Origin of the sequence: Dorea acetigenes, from assembly GCF_025567385.1 — a bacterium.
GTDB lineage: Bacteria > Bacillota > Clostridia > Lachnospirales > Lachnospiraceae > Claveliimonas > Claveliimonas acetigenes.
Genome location: NZ_JAOQJU010000011.1, coordinates 82,656 through 98,889, shown reverse-complemented (window position 1 = coordinate 98,889; position 16,234 = coordinate 82,656). Strand labels below are relative to the sequence as shown.

The following is a 16,234-nucleotide window of genomic DNA, read 5'->3' as shown; positions in this document are numbered from 1 at the left end:
CAACCTGCTGAGCTTTGCTCAGTTTGAAGCGGAATGGCGCTCCGTTCCTCTGGAACGGATGCGCAGTTCTTGCGGAATATGCACTCTACGAAAGAGAGGGATTACTATCTGGTACATTTTTCATTGTCCCAATATAAAAGAACAGGATATTTTACGAATCTGTGAGCAACATTCTGATAAGCAAGTACTTCAGGATGCTTTTGTGCTGACTTATGAAAGAATGCGGAAATATGAGGGCGCATGGCATCTGGAAAGATGGAATCTGTTCCCGGAGTGCGTGATTTTTGAGTGCAAAGGGGAGGAAGAACTTAGGCAGATATTACAGGGGCTGGAAAAGGAACTGTTTTTGAATGGAGATAGGATAGAAACCAGAGTTATTGCCATCGAGAAGGCAGAAGAAGAGATGTTAAAAGAGATGTCTGGTGCCGGAAGGAATCTATCCATGTCAAAAGGCGTGATTCGCAAGGGGAAGCTTCAGGTGCTGGAAGGTCCTCTTCAGGGCAGGGAGAAGTTGATCCGTAAGGTGGATCGGCATAAAAGAATTGCTTTTTTGACAGTAGAAGGCGTCGGGGATGAGATGTGCCTGCAAGCAGGGCTGGAAATCACGGAGAAGACGGCTTGAAAGGATTATGGTTGTTACTGGTGTGTGAAAAATGTAGCGGGATAAAAAGGTTTGTTGGAGAATCAGGATGTCAGAGGGTAAGAAGAGGATTAAAAAAATTATAGGTATTGCCGGGGCTGTTTTGGGGACGGTATTCGTTTGTTTAAAAATTGTGGCTCAAAGAAAGAGAGATGACTCTATTTACGGTAGTGAGCCGGAACAGAAGAATCCTATGGCTGGGAAAAAGGTTACATTTGTAGAAGATGAGAATGATAAAGAAAATGCGGATGGTGTAAGAGGGCATCTTGTGGAAATTGGAGTAAATGATGCGAAGACAAAACTATACGACAGATATCTGAAAAGAGTAATGGATATAGTATTGTCTTTCGGGGGATTAATTGTTTTAGCTCCCGTTTATGCAGGTATTTCTCTGGCAATTGTAATTGACGATCCGGGATTGGTGTTGTTTTCGCAGAAACGAGTGGGAAAAAATAAGGAGTATTTTAAGCTGCATAAATTCAGAACCATGCGTATGTCCACACCTCCGGATGTGCCGACACATATGCTGGCAAATCCAGAACAGTACATTACCAGAGTTGGAAAATTCCTTCGCAAATATAGTTTGGATGAACTTCCGCAGATTTGGGATATTTTTATTGGGAACATGTCTGTGATAGGACCGCGGTCTGCTCTTTGGAATCAGGATGTGTTGGTAGCGGAAAGAGATAAGTATGGTGCAAATGATGTAAAACCAGGGTTGACCGGCTGGGCGCAGATTAATGGACGGGATGAGCTTGAGATTCCTATAAAAGCAAAGCTTGATGGAGAATATGTGGAAAAAGAAAGTCTTCTTTTTGATGCAAAATGCTTTTTCGGAACAATTTTCAGTGTTCTGCGGCACGATGGTGTTGTGGAAGGCGGAACAGGGGAGATGAAAAAAACTATAGACGCAGCAAGTAATGACAATATAGGAAAAATTGGTTTTGAAGAACCGGTAAAAGTGGATTTTTTTGCACATAAAAAAGTGCTAATTACGGGAGCAGGGTCATATATCGGAGAATCATTTCGGAAATATGCTGCCGGGCACTATGGAGAGAATTTTGAGATTGATGTTATTGACATGATTGATGGTACGTGGAGAAATCATGATTTTAGCTCTTATGATTCTGTGTATCATGTTGCCGGTATTGCACATGCTGATGTGGGAAATGTTTCGGAAAAAACGAAGAAAAAGTATTATGAGGTAAATACGGATTTGGCGATTGAAACTGCGCAAAAAGCAAAAAATGCCGGTGTAAAACAATTTGTATTTATGTCTTCTATGATTATATATGGTGAGTCAGCAGGATATGGGAAGAAACGAAAGATAGACAGAAATACACATCCTGCTCCGGCAAATTTCTATGGTGACTCAAAATGGCAGGCAGATAAAGGCGTCCGTGCATTGGCTGATGAGCAATTTCATGTGGCTGTACTTCGTCCTCCTATGATTTATGGGAATGGAAGTAAGGGCAATTATCAAACATTGTCTAAGCTGGCAAGAAAATTACCAGTATTTCCGAATGTGGACAATGAACGGTCAATGTTACATATTGATAATTTGTGTGAGTTCCTTTGCCAGCTTATGTTGTTAGGAGAAGGTGGGGTGTTTATACCGCAAAACGGCGAGTACACGAATACTGCCGATATGGTGCGGGAGATTGCGAAGGCTTCCGGTAAGAAAAATATACAAACCCGACTTCTTAATCCGATGGTATGGCTGGGGTCTAAGATTCCCGGGAAAATTGGCGGTTTGGTAAATAAAGCTTTTGGAAGTATGACGTATGCACAGGAACTTTCCGAGTATCCGGGAGTAGATTATAGAGTGGTAGATTTTCGGGAATCTATCAGGAGGACAGAAGGGAAAACGAAGGATTCTGTCGAAAAGAGTAGTAAAAAGAAAAAACATATTTTGGTGGTTTCGCAATATTTTTATCCGGAAACTTTTCGCATAAATGATATATGTCAGGAATGGATAAAGCGTGGATATAAGGTTACAGTAATTACCGGAATTCCTAATTATCCAATGGGAAAATTCTTTGATGGATATGGATATACGAAGAAACGAAGAGAGACATGGAATGGCATTGAGGTTATTCGTATTCCGATTATTGCCAGAGGGAAAAATTCGATTGGAATGGTGACGAACTACCTTTCTTTTGTGATATCAGGTTTTGTAAAAAATCTTTTTGTAGACATTAAGGCAGATTTCGTATTTACATTTGAGGTATCTCCGATGACACAAGCTTTGCTTGGGTGCTGGTATGCTAAAAAACATCACGTTCCGCATTATTTGTATGTGCAGGATCTGTGGCCGGAAAATGTAGAAGTCGTTACAGGTATCACGACTTCGTTTGTAATTAAGCCAATTGATAAGATGGTTAATTACATATATAAAAATACGGATGAGATTTTCGTGACATCACCAAGTTTTGTAGAGGCAATTTGCAATCGAAAGGTGAAAGTTGATAAGAATAAGGTGCATTATTGGCCGCAGTATGCAGAAGAATTTTATGTTCCGATAAAAAACCCCAGTGTTCATGAAATTCCAACAGATGACAGTTTTAAGATTATTTTTACCGGGAATATTGGTACAGCACAAGGCTTGCAGATTCTGCCTGAAGCAGCAGAGTTTTTAAGAGATGAAAACTTAAAGTTTGTTATGGTTGGAGATGGCCGGTATCTGGATGAATTTAATCGAGAGATTGCCCGACGTAATGTTACGGATAAATTTCTTATGATTCCGAGACAATCAGCAGAGAGAATTCCTGAGTTCCTGGCCATGTGCGATGCTGCATTTCTGTCTTTTCAGGATAATGCGCTCTGGCGAAAGACGATTCCGGCAAAACTTCAAAGTTATATGGCTTGTGGAATGCCGGTTATCGCATCCGCAAGTGGAGAAACGAAACGAATCATTGAGAAAGCGCAGTGTGGTATTTGCTGTAAGATCGGTGATGCAGAGAAGCTGGCAGAAGGAATTCGAACAATAAAAAATGCCGACCTGGATGGTATGGGAACGAATAGTAGAACATATTTTGAGAAGCATTTTGATAAACAAAAGTTGATGGATGAAATGGATTTGTATTTTAAAGAATAAAAGTGCGAGAGGAAATTAACAGTGGCAGATATAACAGTGATTATTTTAACAAAAAATGAAGAAAAGAATATTGAAAAATGTATTATATCTGCAAAGAAAATAGCAGCGAGAATTCTTGTTGTGGATTCCGGTAGTACAGATAAAACGATAGAAATTGCGAAAAGCTGCGGTGCGGAGGTGTTTTATCATGAATGGAAAGGGCATGCGGCGCAGTTCAACTGGGCATTGGATTGTTGTGGAATTATGACTCCTTGGGTATTTCGATTAGATGCAGATGAGAGGATTTCGGAAGCATTAGCGGATGAGATTAAAGATAAGTTGAGTAAAAATATCTCCGATACAGTTGATGGTTATCAGATGCGTTGGCGAGTTTATTTTATGGGGAAATGGATTAAGCATGGAGGTACACATAAACCATATTTTTTGAGATTGTTCCGATATGGAAAAGGCCGTGTAGAAAACAAATTAATGGATGAACATATTATTGTAGATGGAAATGTAGAAAAATTAACAGGAGATTTGATCCATTATGATTATAAAGGATTAGATACATGGATTAGTAAACATATATGGTATAGTAATTTAGAATTACAAATGTATCAGACTCAAAACAATATGACAGGTGGAAATACAAGCCAAAAGAAAAAACGGGGATTGTATTATCGAATGCCGATTTTTTTACGGGTAAGATTATATTATTGGTATCGATATTATGTGCAGTTTGGATTTCTCGATGGGAAGGCAGGGAGAATATATATATATTTACAAGCTTATTGGTATAGGTTTGTTGTGGATGCCAAAATATGTGAGGCACAGTATTATGGGGAGAAAAAATGAGAAAGATTTTGATTTTGATGGGCAGATATCTGCCGGGACATAAAGATGGAGGACCGCTTCGAACTATCATCAATGTGACAGAGGCACTTGGAGATGAATATGAATTTTATATTGGCTGTCTTGATCGAGATCATGGTGATAAAGAACCGTATTCCAATATTAGAAGGAATGAATGGAATCAAGTTGGAAAGGCCAAAGTATGGTATGTTTCACCGGGCGAGTTTACGAATAAACTGATTTTGGAATTAGTGGAGGGGAAAGAGTTATTATATCTATGTAGTTTTTATGATGATTATGGGTATAAAGCCTTGTTATTGAAGAAAAGAGGAAAGATAAAATGTCCGGTTGCGTTGGCTTCAATGGGAGTTTTTTCAGAAGGAGCTCTTGTGCAAAAAGCGTTGAAGAAAAAAATATTTATACAGACATTGAAGTTATTGGGAGCGTTTAAGAATATCGTATGGTCTGTTACATCTGAGATGGAAAAAAAGGATGTTCAGAAAAATATTGGTAAAAATGTTGAGTGTGTTATCGCAGAAGATTTACCAAGAAGTATTGTTCCGGGTAGAAGTGATACGGACAAGGAAAAAAAGATATTAAATGTGACTTTTTTGTCACGTATTTCTCCTAAGAAAAATTTGATAGGTGCAATACGTTGTTTAAATAAGTGTAGAAGTTGTATTGCTTTTACTATCTATGGACCTTTAGAAGATGAGGAATACTGGAGAAAGTGCCAAAAGTTATTAAATCAGTTACCTGCCAATGTTAGTTGGGAATACAAAGGAGATGTTCCATCTGAATGTGTACAAGAGATACTAGCGGTTCAAGAGGTGTTTTTGTTCCCGACTTTAGGAGAAAATTATGGGCATGTGATTTTTGAAGCTTTATCGGTTGGATGTATCCCTGTTATTAGTAATCAAACTCCTTGGGAAATTATTGCTGAAAAGAATGCAGGATATGTGTTATCGTTGACCGATGATATGAGAAGATTTTCTGAAGTGATTGATATAATCGCGAATATGCCTTTCGAAGAAAGAACGAAGATGGCAGACAGAGCAATCAATATAGCTAAAGAAAAAGTTGATTCAAGCAGAAGAGAAACTGGATATAGAATAATTTTTGGATGAGGATTTTAGTATATGAAAGTCTTGTGGCTGGCAAACATACCATCGCCGTATAGAGTGAAGTTCTTTAATGAATTGGGAAAGCATTGTGAATTGACGGTGCTATTTGAAAGAAAAGCATCTTTAGAAAGAAATGATAGTTGGAAAAATTATGAACTGAAAGAGTTCCGGGCGGTTTTTCTTAGAGGAAAAAGGATAGGTGTTGCGGAAGCTTTTTGCCCATCAATAATTAGTTATTTGAAAAGGGATTATGACCATATTGTAGTTACAACTTTTTCTGATTTAACGGGAATTCTGGCTATTTTATATATGAAGTTTTATAAGATACCATATGAAATTGAGAGTGATGGGGCGTTTCCAAGTAATAACAAAGGGATAAGGGAAAAAATAAAGAATGGAGTTAAGCGTTTTTTGTTGTCCGGAGCTAAGAGATATTTCAGCACAGCAAAGTTACATGATGAATATTATAAGCAGTATGGAGCCAAAGAAAAGTTAATTATACGCTACCCGTTTTCTTCTGTTTATGAAAAGGATGTATTAGAAAAAGTAATATCAGTGAAAGAAAAAGATAGATTACGCAAAGAATTAAAAATGAATGAGAAGCATATTGTACTTGCAGTTGGACAATTTATACCAAGAAAGGGGTATGATATCTTGCTTCAAGCGGCAGCAATGTTGGATAAATCTTACGGGATATATGTTATAGGTGGAATAGCTTCTGAAGAATATATTATACAAAAAAATAGATTAAATTTGAATAATCTATATTTTTTAGATTTTAAGCAGCCTGATGAATTGAAAAAGTATTATATGGCAGCAGATGTATTTGTGCATCCTACCAGAGAAGATATATGGGGGTTGGTGATAAATGAAGCAATGGCTTTGGGACTTCCTGTAGTGACAACGAATCGCTGTATTGCAGGACTGGAAATGGTGAAAGAAAAAGAAAACGGTTTTATTATTCCTGCCGAGGATAAAGATGCACTTAAAACAGCAATTTGTAAGAGCATTTCCACAGAAAGTTATAAGAATTGCGCTTTAACTATAGCGAAGAAATATACGATTGAAAAAATGGTATACAAGCACATTTTAGTCTGGAAAGGTATGGATGATAAATAGGGAAGGATTAAAAATGATTACAAGAAAGAAACGGATATTTGCACAAGTTGATATTTTATTTATAATACTTTTTTTCTTGAGTTTTGTGAATTCACTGGCCGGGGCTTTGTTTACAGTGAGTCTGGTATTTTATTGGCAATATGGAGTTGAAGGCGCACTTAAGGCGCTTATATTGGTAACTACAAGAGGAATCATGAGTAGCGCTGTTGCAGCTACAGCATCGCTTTCTTCTTTTCGTTGGATCATTATATTAGGATCTTCTTTCATTATTTTATTTTGCTCATCTATACCTCAGAGGAATAAAGTAAAAGTGAATAACATAGTGGTGAGTATTTTGGGGTTTGCAGTGATAGTAATTTTAACGAGTTTTTTGAATAGTTCTTATCCAATTATATCCATGTTCAAGGTTATTTCTTTTGCTTTGCCGTTTGTGGCTGTTATTATTGCGGTGGCTGATACATCCGAGTATTATGACTGGAATGATTATTTTACGTTGTTTTATACTATATTATTTATACTTAGTGCGGTTACAATTCCGTTTGGGTATTTTCGGATTACAAATGATGATTTTCAAGGAATTTTTAATCAGGTTAATATGTTTGGAATCATAGCAGCGGTTTACATAGCAGCCGTATTGAATTCTGACTTCTTTGCCATGCATCGAAAATGGCAGACGGGAGTGATTGTTGGTGTGTTGATTATGATATATCTTTCGGCATCAAGAACAGGTATGTTTACATCTATTGCAGTTATTATATCGTATGTTTTTTTAAATAAGAAAAGTATTAGTAAAAAAATTATGTATATTATCTTATTGTGTTTATTGTTAGTGCTTTGTTTACTGTTTATGTACTTTGTTTCAGAAGACATTTTTTCCACATTGCGAGAAATGATATATGCATTTATGTTTAAAGATAATTCAGATACTATATGGGCATCGCGTCAGATAATAATAGAAGAACATCGAAAAAATTATTTGTCACATCCATTTATAGGTACCGGATTTATGACACCTTATATAGAGGGAGTTGTCAGTTATGAGTTTAATTTTGATTTGGTAGTAGAGCCGGGGAATTTGATTTGGACTTTGCTTGGAAATGTTGGTATTCTCGGTAGTGTTCTGTTTGCTTTTTTGTTTCTTGTAATTTTAACAAGTGGCAAATTGAGAAACTTATATTTATTAGTAGGTGCGTTTGCCATTAATATGGGGGAAATGGTGCTTTTTAGTTCAAATAATATGTCTATTTTGCTTTATTTATTGATAGCATTATATGTTTTCGATGACAAGGAATCAGAAGGAAGATATTATGAAGAGACGGAGTGAGCGGATTAAATGGATAGATGTTGCTCGGGCTTATGCAATGCTTATGGTTGTATATGGTCATTGTGATGCTAGTTCAGTAATCGGAAGATTTATATATTTGTTCCATGTTCCAGCTTTCTTTTTTATTAGTGGTTATGTATTTAACAATAATAAATCGTTCAGGGTATTTTTGGTTTCTAAAATTAAAAGATTGCTTGTTCCGTTTTTGTTTTTTGGTGTTGGTACAATTCTAATGAATGCAATAGTTCATGCTGTAATTGGAAGGCAGTATGCAATGATTCATTATCTGAAAGATATGTTTTTACAAATTCGGGGAACTGAGTCAAGAATTTGGTTTTTGCCTTGTCTTTTTTTGGGTGAGATAATGATGTATTTATTGATGGAAATCAAAAGAAAAGAAATACGGAATATCTGTTTTGCGGTAATTATTCTTTTAGGATGGTCAAATATACTGCTGTTTAGATGGAACTTACCATGGTATCCTGACACGACAGCAGTTGCAATAAGTTTTATGTTAATTGGAAACATGTGCAGAAAACATGATTTTATTGATTGGTTTATTTCCGCAGAATGGACAGTTGTTTCGTTTGTGGTGTGTATACTAATAGAATATGTGAATAGTAGATTGGGATATAGAATAGATATGATTTTAAATGAATATGGGAATCCTTTTTTGTTTTATTTTGGAGCTTTGTTTGGCATTATTTTTTTAATAAATATTAGCCAAAAGTGTTCAATAAAACTAATTCCTTATATTGGGAAAAATACAGTTACCTTTTTATGTTTGAATTCTATTGCTATAAAAGGAAGTGCCTTTGTAATCAATAAGTTTGGCATAACTGATTTACTTATAGACATACCAGGAGGAATGGTTATTTATGCCGTGATAGAATTAGTAATAGTCATTCCGTGTTTATGCATTGCAAGTTACATTATTGAAATATATTTTCCGTTTGTATTAGGACAATTTAAAAAGAAAAAGCAGAGGTAATTTGTATGAGGATTGCATTTTATACTCCCACTTTAGCCATGGGGGGATACGAAAAGGTTGTGTTGGGATATGCTAACGAATTTGTTAAAAAACATCAGGTAACCATTATCTGTGGAAAAGCAGAGGGACCATTGGCAAATGATATAGCAAGGGAAGTTAAAGTAGTAGATTTTAAATGTCGCATGCGTGGATATTTAAAAAAAATGACAGCTTGGTTAAAAGAAAATACGGTAGACATATTATATGTACCATTTACAACTTTTACGCTAATGACTATTCTGGCAAAAAAGTGGACAAGAAGTACGTGTGTAATATATGGTGCTCAGCATGGGTTTGAAAAGAGGCATGTTATTATTGACAGGATTATAGGAAGAATAGTAAACAAAGCAGATGTTTTAACGGCGGTGTGCAATGCAGTTGCAGATTATGAAGCAGAAAGATTATTTATAGAACGTAATAGATACTATATCTTAGACAATCCTGTTATTGATTCTCAAAAACGCATAGTGCCTTGTGAACATAAGTGGCTAGGGGGAAATAAAACGTATCCTGTTATTATAGTATCTGGTCGTATTGCTGAAGATAAACGTAATGATATTGCAGTTAGGATATTAGCAGAAATTATAAAGAAAAAAGATGTAAGAATGATTGTTCTGGGAGATGGACCGGAAAAAAATAAAGTAGAACAGCTTTCGGATAAGCTGGGCGTAAGAGCCAAAGTTGATTTCTCTGGTTATGTTCAAAATCCGAAAGGATATATGATTAATGCTGATGTGTTTTTACATACGGCTCGGCTAGAAGCATTTGGAAATGTGATTGTGGAGGCTTTGCATTGTAACTTGCCAATTGTTTCTACAGATTGTGGAGGACCGATTGATATTATTGAAGGCGACAAGTATGGGATTAATATTGGAGCGTGGAATGAGGAAGATGTCGTTGAAAGGGGTGCAGAGGCGATCCTGAAGATATTGAATCGCGAGGTAAGGTTTGAAGGTATGCAGAAAAAAGCGGCAAAATATGATGCAAAATATTTAGAAGAACAATTTTTGGAGCCATATTATGAATGTATTAAAAAGAATTAAAAAACAGATTGTTTTGGGGCTGGTTAATAGTGTTTTTCAAGGAACTCATGCATTTGGGATAAAAAGGACATTGTTGAATTGTTGTGAAGGAATACAAATTGGAATGGGAACCAAGATTGTTACACCGATTCATGTTCCTGGAGTCAGTTCATTAGAGATAGGAGAAAATTGTTGGATTGGAAGAGATTTTAGCCTGGAAGGAAATGGAAAGGTACATATAGGGAGTAATTGTGATTTAGCACCAGCTATTGTATGTGTAACAGGTTCACATGAAATCGGAGATTATAACCGTAGAGCGGGAGAGGGCTATAATAGCGGCATTGGGATTGGAGATGGATCTTGGTTGGGAACCAGAACGATAATTCTTCCGGGAATAGATATTGGGAAAGCAGTTGTTATTGGTGCTGGCTCGGTTGTTACTAAAAATCTTGCTGAAGGTAGTGTTTATGTGGGAAATCCTGCGAAGCTGATGAGGAAATTGTAAGATGAAAAAAATATGTTTTGTAGCGGAGTATATGTATTGTGGAGGAACGGAAAAGTCACTGCTTTCTTTGCTGAATTATTTGGACAGAGAAAAATATGATATAACGATTCTTTTGATGAAAAAAAAGGGAGATTTGCTTCCGCAGCTTCCGAATGATGTTAAAGTAGACGAAATTCCGGTTCCAGAGGATGAGGTAGAAGATCTTCTACAGGGACGCAGTGCGGCTTTAATATGTGCAATTAAGAGCGGACAATTTTTTAAGGCAGTAAAAAAAGCTTATCGAGGAATAAAAATGTCAATTCAGACGCATAGTGGCGCAGAAAAACGACTTTGGTATTACCAAAGTATTGAGAAAAAACTGAAAGAGTATCCAGGAGAATTTGACGCGGTGATTGACTATATGGGTTATGGATTATTTAATACATTTTATGCTGCGCGAAAAATTCATGGGAAAGTAAAAATTAGTTGGGTTCATTTTGAACCTGATCAGGCTATGCCTGATTTTTATGCTTTTGGGGAACTGCTTAATGAATATGATCATATTATGTGTGTATCACAAAACAGTATGAAGCAGGTTCAGAATATGATTCCTGAGTTAGAAGGTAAGTGCCGAGTTTTTTATAACATAGTAAATAAAGAAAATTTGCAGAAAAAAGCGAAGGAAGAGAAAATTAAAAAATTAACCGAAAGGTTTTATGTTCTTTCTGTAGGGCGATTAGACCCACCGAAAGGATTTGATATGGGCATCAAAGTGATTTCCAGACTTTACGGAGAAGGATATCCGGTAAAGTGGCAGATTATTGGTGAAGGCTGGCAACGGAAAGAACTAGAGGATAGAATATCTTCAGATAAGAATGCTATAAATTGTGTAGAGTTATTAGGACAAAAACTAAATCCTTATCCATATTTTGCGGCGTGTGATATATACTTTATGCCTTCTAGGCATGAAGGTTATGGAATTGTTCTTGCTGAAGCAAAAGCATTTAATAAACCAATTGTGGTAACTGATTTTGCCGGGGCAAGGGAGCAATTGATAAACGGAGAAACTGGTATAATTGCAGAATGTACGGAAGAGTCATTATATCAAGCATTAAAACAGATGTTAGATGACGAATCTCTGAGAGAGAAATTTGAAAATAATCTTGCCAAAATACAAGATGATTATCCTTCGCAGATAGCTATACTGGAAAATATTATTGAAGAAAATGTTTAAGGAGAATCTTTATGCAAGAAGTTAAGAAAATTCTTTTTGTGATGCCTTATTTGGGCTGTGGAGGAGTTGAAGCTACATTTTTTTCACTGCTTGATGTGATGGACAGAAAGCGTTGTGAAATAACACTTCTTATATTAGAAGATAAGGGTCAATTCAGGAATCGTATTCCAAAAGATATTAAAGTAAGATATATTGAAATTCCGAAAAAAGAAAGAGGCATTTTCTTCGGTAAGAAGAAAATGCTAAAAGAACACTTGGGACATGGAAGGATATGGAAGATTCCAGGGTATTTACTTTACAATATGCAAATTTCTTTGACAGAAGACCGCGTAAAGAATGCGGCATATTTTTCTCATATTGCAGATTCGATTCCAGAATTCGAGGGAGAGTATGATTTGGCAGTAGACTATTTTGGATATGCTACATTTACAACATTTTATGTTGCGGAGAAGGTACATGCAAAACGAAAAGTCACCTGGTTACATAGTATTTTTTCGCGTTTTTCACCACAGGCATTTGAAAAATGGTATAGAAAAATGGATGTGATTTATGCGGTATCACAAATGGTTAAATCCGATTTTGAAACAATATTTCCCCAAATAGATTGTGTGAAGTTGTTTTATAATATTATTGATCCAGGAATGATTCGAAGAAAAGCTAATAAAATATGTAATTTTGATGATGGATATAAAGGCATGAAAATATTAACTGTAGGACGGCTTTGCGGAGAAAAAGGGATTGACTTGGCAATTGAAGCATATAAAAGGCTGATAAAAGAAGGATATGTTTTTCGATGGTATGTGATTGGCGGAGGCAGTTTGGAAAGTATTCAGATGTATAAGAAGCTGTTGCTGCCTAACGATAATAATTTCGTATTTCTCGGCATAAAGGATAATCCATATGTTTATATGAGACAATGTGATATTTATGTTCAGCCGTCTCGTTTCGAAGGGTATTGCACAACAACAAATGAGGCAAGGATTTTAGGATGTCCAATTGTGACTACAGACGTTTCTGGGGCAAGAGAGCAGATTCAAGATGGAAAAACAGGATTAATTGTCGAGAGTACGGTTGAAGGTATTTATAAAGGTGTTAAGGAATTGCTGGATAATCCGGAATTGAGAAAAGAGTTTACAGAAAATCTAAAATTCATAGATTGTGATACCAGGAAAGAAGTGAAAAAGATATATCGGTTACTGGATAATTGATTTTTTCCAGTTTAATAGATGCTTGTTTATGTATAGGTGAAAGGGATAAGAATGAAAAATAATTTAAAAATTAGTATATTACTTTCCTATATGTCAATGTTTGTGAGCATTATCGTGTCTATGTTGTATACACCATTTATGTTGAGACATTTGGGGCAACAGCAATATGGGCTTTATAATATGGCAGCTTCAGTTATTAGTTATCTGAATTTGTTTGATTTAGGACTTGGAAATGCTGTTGTCAGATATGCAACTAAGTATAGGATAGAAAAGAAATATAAAGATGCAGAATACTTATATGGTATGTTTGTGACCATATTTGCTCTTATATCTGTACTTACTATGATTATAGGGGCTATTCTAGTTGTTAATATTCAGAATATATATACAGTGTCAACGGGTGAAACGGGCATTGCTCAATTAAGAATTATAATGATTATTATGATTTTTAGTTTGGCAATTAGCTTTCCCGGTAGTGTGTATAGTTCCATCATTACATCATATGAAGAGTTTACGTTTTTAAAGATTACAGGAATGATGTCAACAATTTTGAATCCGATTATTATGATTCCTTTGTTGATACATGGACATAAAGCAGTTTCGCTTTCTGTAGTGGCATTGAGCCTGAATTTTTTTCTGATTTCTTTAAATGCAATTTATGTTCACACTAAACTTAAGGTTAAAATACGGTTTGGTAGATTTGATAGAAATTTGCTAAAAGAGATTTCCAGATATTCTGCGTTTGTATTTCTGGGAGCAATAGTGGATCAGCTTTACTGGAATACTGATAAAATAATATTAGGTGTAGTTTCTGGAGAAGCAGCAGTAGCAGTATATTCAGTAGGGTCACAGATTCACACATATTTTCAGCAGTTTTCGTGGTCGATTAGTAACGTGTTTTTCCCTAGAGTTACAAAAATGGTTACAGAAGGTTCGAAAGAAATCATATATCAGTTTTTCCTGAAAATAGGAAGAATTCAGTATTTTGTTCTGTTTCTAATTTATACAGGTTTTTTTATTTTTGGTAAGGAATTCATTGAGTGTTGGGCTGGTGAAGAATACAAAACAGCTTATTATATAGCAATGATTGTTATCTCTGGGGCTATTGTTCCGCTCATACAAAATATGGGAGTACATATTGTACAAGCAATGAATAAGCACGCATTTAGATCAATATGTTATTTTTGTATTGCGTTAATTAATGCGGTGTCCAGTTATTTTGTGGCTTATAAATGGCAGGGAATAGGATGCGCGATTTGTACATATTTGTCCATGATTTTAGGCCATGGTATTGTTATGAATTGGTTTTATAAACGTAAGATAGGGTTGGATATTGGTGATTTTTGGAAAAATATAGCAATAATTACATTAAAATATTTACCTTTAGTATGTGTGGGTATTTTTTTGAATCAAAAATTTGTTACGTCAAATATTGTATTTCTGGCAGTGAAAATATTTTTGTATACTATTGGTTATTGTATTCTGGGCTATGTATGGTGTATGAACACAGATGAAAAAGATTTAGTGAAGTCAGTAATAAGGAAAGTAAAAAAATAATGATAAAGCGTATTAAAAATAAAGTAAAAAGAACTTTTGCCGAGCAAAGATGGTTAATCTTGAGAGAGAAGACGAGTGTGGATGAGTTTAAAATATTTTTTGAATCTTTCAGCGCTTCAAGTTTTCAAGGGAATGTTTATTACATTTTTAAAAGATATTTTGACGATGTGGCATTTTTAGATTTTACTTTTGTAATTGCAGCAAAAGTAAAAACATCAGTTATTACTTTTTTGAAAAGCAAAAATTTGTATGATGGCAGAGTAAAGGTTATTGAATATCTGTCAGAAGAATATATTAAGGAATTGTATTCTTCTAAGTATATTTTTAATAACGTGACTTTTCCAATGGATTTTGTAAAGAAAACAGAGCAAGTTTATGTTAATACGTGGCATGGCACACCACTGAAGTATATTGGGAAAAGGGCGTCAGAGGATGCTTTGATTGTTCAAAATATGCAGAGAGATTTTTTGATGTGTGATTATTTACTTTCACCTAATCCGTTTACAACGGAAATTTATAACAAAGATTTTAATGTTAGTGGAGTTGTATCTAACGGGATTCAGGAAATTGGCTATCCTAGAAATGAGATTTTTTATAATGAAGTTTATAGAAAAAATGAAAGGGAAAAACTTGGTTTTGGTAATAAAAAAGTGATTTTCTATATGCCTACATGGAGGAACGCTAATGGGAAAAGTATTGATTTTATCCAAAAAATGGAAAGACTTGCTGATAAGCTGGGAGAACAATATTTGATTTATGTTAAATTGCATCCATTAGATACTTCAGATAGAAGTCAGATGAAAAAGATTCAGTATATTCCGGAAAATTATGAAGTATATGAGTTTTTACAATGCTGTGACATATTAATCACAGATTATTCGAGTGTTTTGTTTGATTTTCTAAATACAAAAAGGCCGATTGTTTTATATCAATTTGATAGAGAAGAGTATTATAAAAGCAGAGGAGTATATAAAGAGATCGAGCAATTGATTGAAATACCCATTGCAATGGATATTGATACATTAGCGGAATTGGTAAAAAAAGAAGTGTGTTCATCAGAAAGATTAAAAGAAATATTTTGTCCGTATGATGCAGGAGAACCAATAGCTAAAATTACGAAAATAGTGTTCGATCTTCCGAGAAGAAATCAGATGCCGATTTGCAATTTGGTTGTGATTGATGAAGCTGACGCTGACTTTGAACAGTGGAATGTGGATGATGATGGAAATAAGACATGGATTTTCTTAATACCGAAACGTAAAAATTTGTTTTTTCAAAAGAATGAAAAGATTGTGGAAACCAATTTTATCGTAGGGAGTAGTTGCGGACAATATACATTGAAAGAAAGACTGGCAATGCTTTTGGTAAAGATATTTCCGTATGTACATTTGCGTATAATCACTCAAAAAGCATATCAAAGAGAGAAATGTAGAATGCTTGGAAATATGAGGGTACATCGAGTGTATCAAAAAAATGCACCAGAGTATTTAAAGAATTTAAAATAGGAGATTGGCTATGATTTTTATTTTTGTTCTAATATGTATATTGCTTGTATTGAAAA

At 35.2% G+C, this 16,234-nt stretch carries 13 protein-coding genes; all 13 read left to right on the top strand.

The window, feature by feature from the left end:
* On the top strand, positions 1-622 hold a 622-nt coding region (locus OCV99_RS10475), incomplete at its 5' end, for a hypothetical protein (protein ID WP_262575398.1).
* Between the two features lie 67 nt (positions 623-689).
* Positions 690-3,737, top strand: coding sequence for a sugar transferase (locus OCV99_RS10470; protein WP_262575396.1), 3,048 nt, complete (start codon positions 690-692; stop codon positions 3,735-3,737).
* Between the two features lie 21 nt (positions 3,738-3,758).
* Positions 3,759-4,574: a glycosyltransferase family 2 protein gene (locus OCV99_RS10465; RefSeq protein WP_158370413.1), complete on the top strand. Its 816-nt coding sequence runs from the start codon at positions 3,759-3,761 to the stop codon at positions 4,572-4,574.
* On the top strand, positions 4,571-5,698 hold the full coding sequence (locus OCV99_RS10460; RefSeq protein WP_158370411.1) for a glycosyltransferase: 1,128 nt from the start codon (positions 4,571-4,573) through the stop codon (positions 5,696-5,698). The genes OCV99_RS10465 and OCV99_RS10460 overlap by 4 nt, the downstream gene beginning before the upstream one ends.
* 12 nt (positions 5,699-5,710) lie before the next feature.
* Complete coding sequence (locus OCV99_RS10455; RefSeq protein ID WP_158370409.1) at positions 5,711-6,814, top strand: glycosyltransferase family 4 protein; 1,104 nt, start codon at positions 5,711-5,713, stop codon at positions 6,812-6,814.
* A 13-nt stretch (positions 6,815-6,827) separates the two neighbouring features.
* Positions 6,828-8,138 (top strand): O-antigen ligase family protein, encoded by a 1,311-nt coding sequence (locus OCV99_RS10450; RefSeq protein ID WP_262575393.1) that lies wholly within the window; start codon positions 6,828-6,830, stop codon positions 8,136-8,138.
* The gene (locus OCV99_RS10445) at positions 8,122-9,129 is read left to right on the top strand and encodes an acyltransferase family protein (protein WP_227192668.1); all 1,008 of its coding nucleotides are present in this window, start codon (positions 8,122-8,124) and stop codon (positions 9,127-9,129) included. Before OCV99_RS10450 ends, OCV99_RS10445 begins: the two co-directional genes overlap by 17 nt.
* A 5-nt stretch (positions 9,130-9,134) precedes the next feature.
* Entirely contained in the window at positions 9,135-10,211 is a 1,077-nt protein-coding gene (locus OCV99_RS10440; RefSeq protein WP_158370404.1) for a glycosyltransferase, read from the top strand.
* Positions 10,189-10,695 carry an acyltransferase gene (locus OCV99_RS10435; protein ID WP_158370402.1) on the top strand — a complete coding sequence of 169 codons (507 nt, stop codon included), beginning with the start codon at positions 10,189-10,191 and terminating at the stop codon, positions 10,693-10,695. Before OCV99_RS10440 ends, OCV99_RS10435 begins: the two co-directional genes overlap by 23 nt.
* 1 nt (position 10,696) lies before the next feature.
* The gene (locus OCV99_RS10430; RefSeq protein ID WP_158370400.1) at positions 10,697-11,908 is read left to right on the top strand and encodes a glycosyltransferase; all 1,212 of its coding nucleotides are present in this window, start codon (positions 10,697-10,699) and stop codon (positions 11,906-11,908) included.
* A gap of 11 nt (positions 11,909-11,919) precedes the next feature.
* Positions 11,920-13,116 carry a glycosyltransferase gene (locus OCV99_RS10425; RefSeq protein ID WP_158370398.1) on the top strand — a complete coding sequence of 399 codons (1,197 nt, stop codon included), beginning with the start codon at positions 11,920-11,922 and terminating at the stop codon, positions 13,114-13,116.
* A 51-nt stretch (positions 13,117-13,167) separates the two neighbouring features.
* Entirely contained in the window at positions 13,168-14,673 is a 1,506-nt protein-coding gene (locus OCV99_RS10420) for a lipopolysaccharide biosynthesis protein (protein WP_158370396.1), read from the top strand.
* Complete coding sequence (locus OCV99_RS10415) at positions 14,673-16,178, top strand: CDP-glycerol glycerophosphotransferase family protein (protein WP_158370394.1); 1,506 nt, start codon at positions 14,673-14,675, stop codon at positions 16,176-16,178. Before OCV99_RS10420 ends, OCV99_RS10415 begins: the two co-directional genes overlap by 1 nt.
* Positions 16,179-16,234: the final 56 nt, after the last annotated feature.

Coding starts and splice junctions, on each gene's coding strand:
- OCV99_RS10470 (WP_262575396.1), top strand. CDS start 690: ATGTCAGAGGGTAAGAAGAGGATTAAAAAAATTATAGGTATTGCCGGG.
- OCV99_RS10460 (WP_158370411.1), top strand. CDS start 4,571: ATGAGAAAGATTTTGATTTTGATGGGCAGATATCTGCCGGGACATAAA.
- OCV99_RS10455 (WP_158370409.1), top strand. CDS start 5,711: ATGAAAGTCTTGTGGCTGGCAAACATACCATCGCCGTATAGAGTGAAG.
- OCV99_RS10450 (WP_262575393.1), top strand. CDS start 6,828: ATGATTACAAGAAAGAAACGGATATTTGCACAAGTTGATATTTTATTT.
- OCV99_RS10445 (WP_227192668.1), top strand. CDS start 8,122: ATGAAGAGACGGAGTGAGCGGATTAAATGGATAGATGTTGCTCGGGCT.
- OCV99_RS10440 (WP_158370404.1), top strand. CDS start 9,135: ATGAGGATTGCATTTTATACTCCCACTTTAGCCATGGGGGGATACGAA.
- OCV99_RS10435 (WP_158370402.1), top strand. CDS start 10,189: ATGAATGTATTAAAAAGAATTAAAAAACAGATTGTTTTGGGGCTGGTT.
- OCV99_RS10430 (WP_158370400.1), top strand. CDS start 10,697: ATGAAAAAAATATGTTTTGTAGCGGAGTATATGTATTGTGGAGGAACG.
- OCV99_RS10425 (WP_158370398.1), top strand. CDS start 11,920: ATGCAAGAAGTTAAGAAAATTCTTTTTGTGATGCCTTATTTGGGCTGT.
- OCV99_RS10420 (WP_158370396.1), top strand. CDS start 13,168: ATGAAAAATAATTTAAAAATTAGTATATTACTTTCCTATATGTCAATG.
- OCV99_RS10415 (WP_158370394.1), top strand. CDS start 14,673: ATGATAAAGCGTATTAAAAATAAAGTAAAAAGAACTTTTGCCGAGCAA.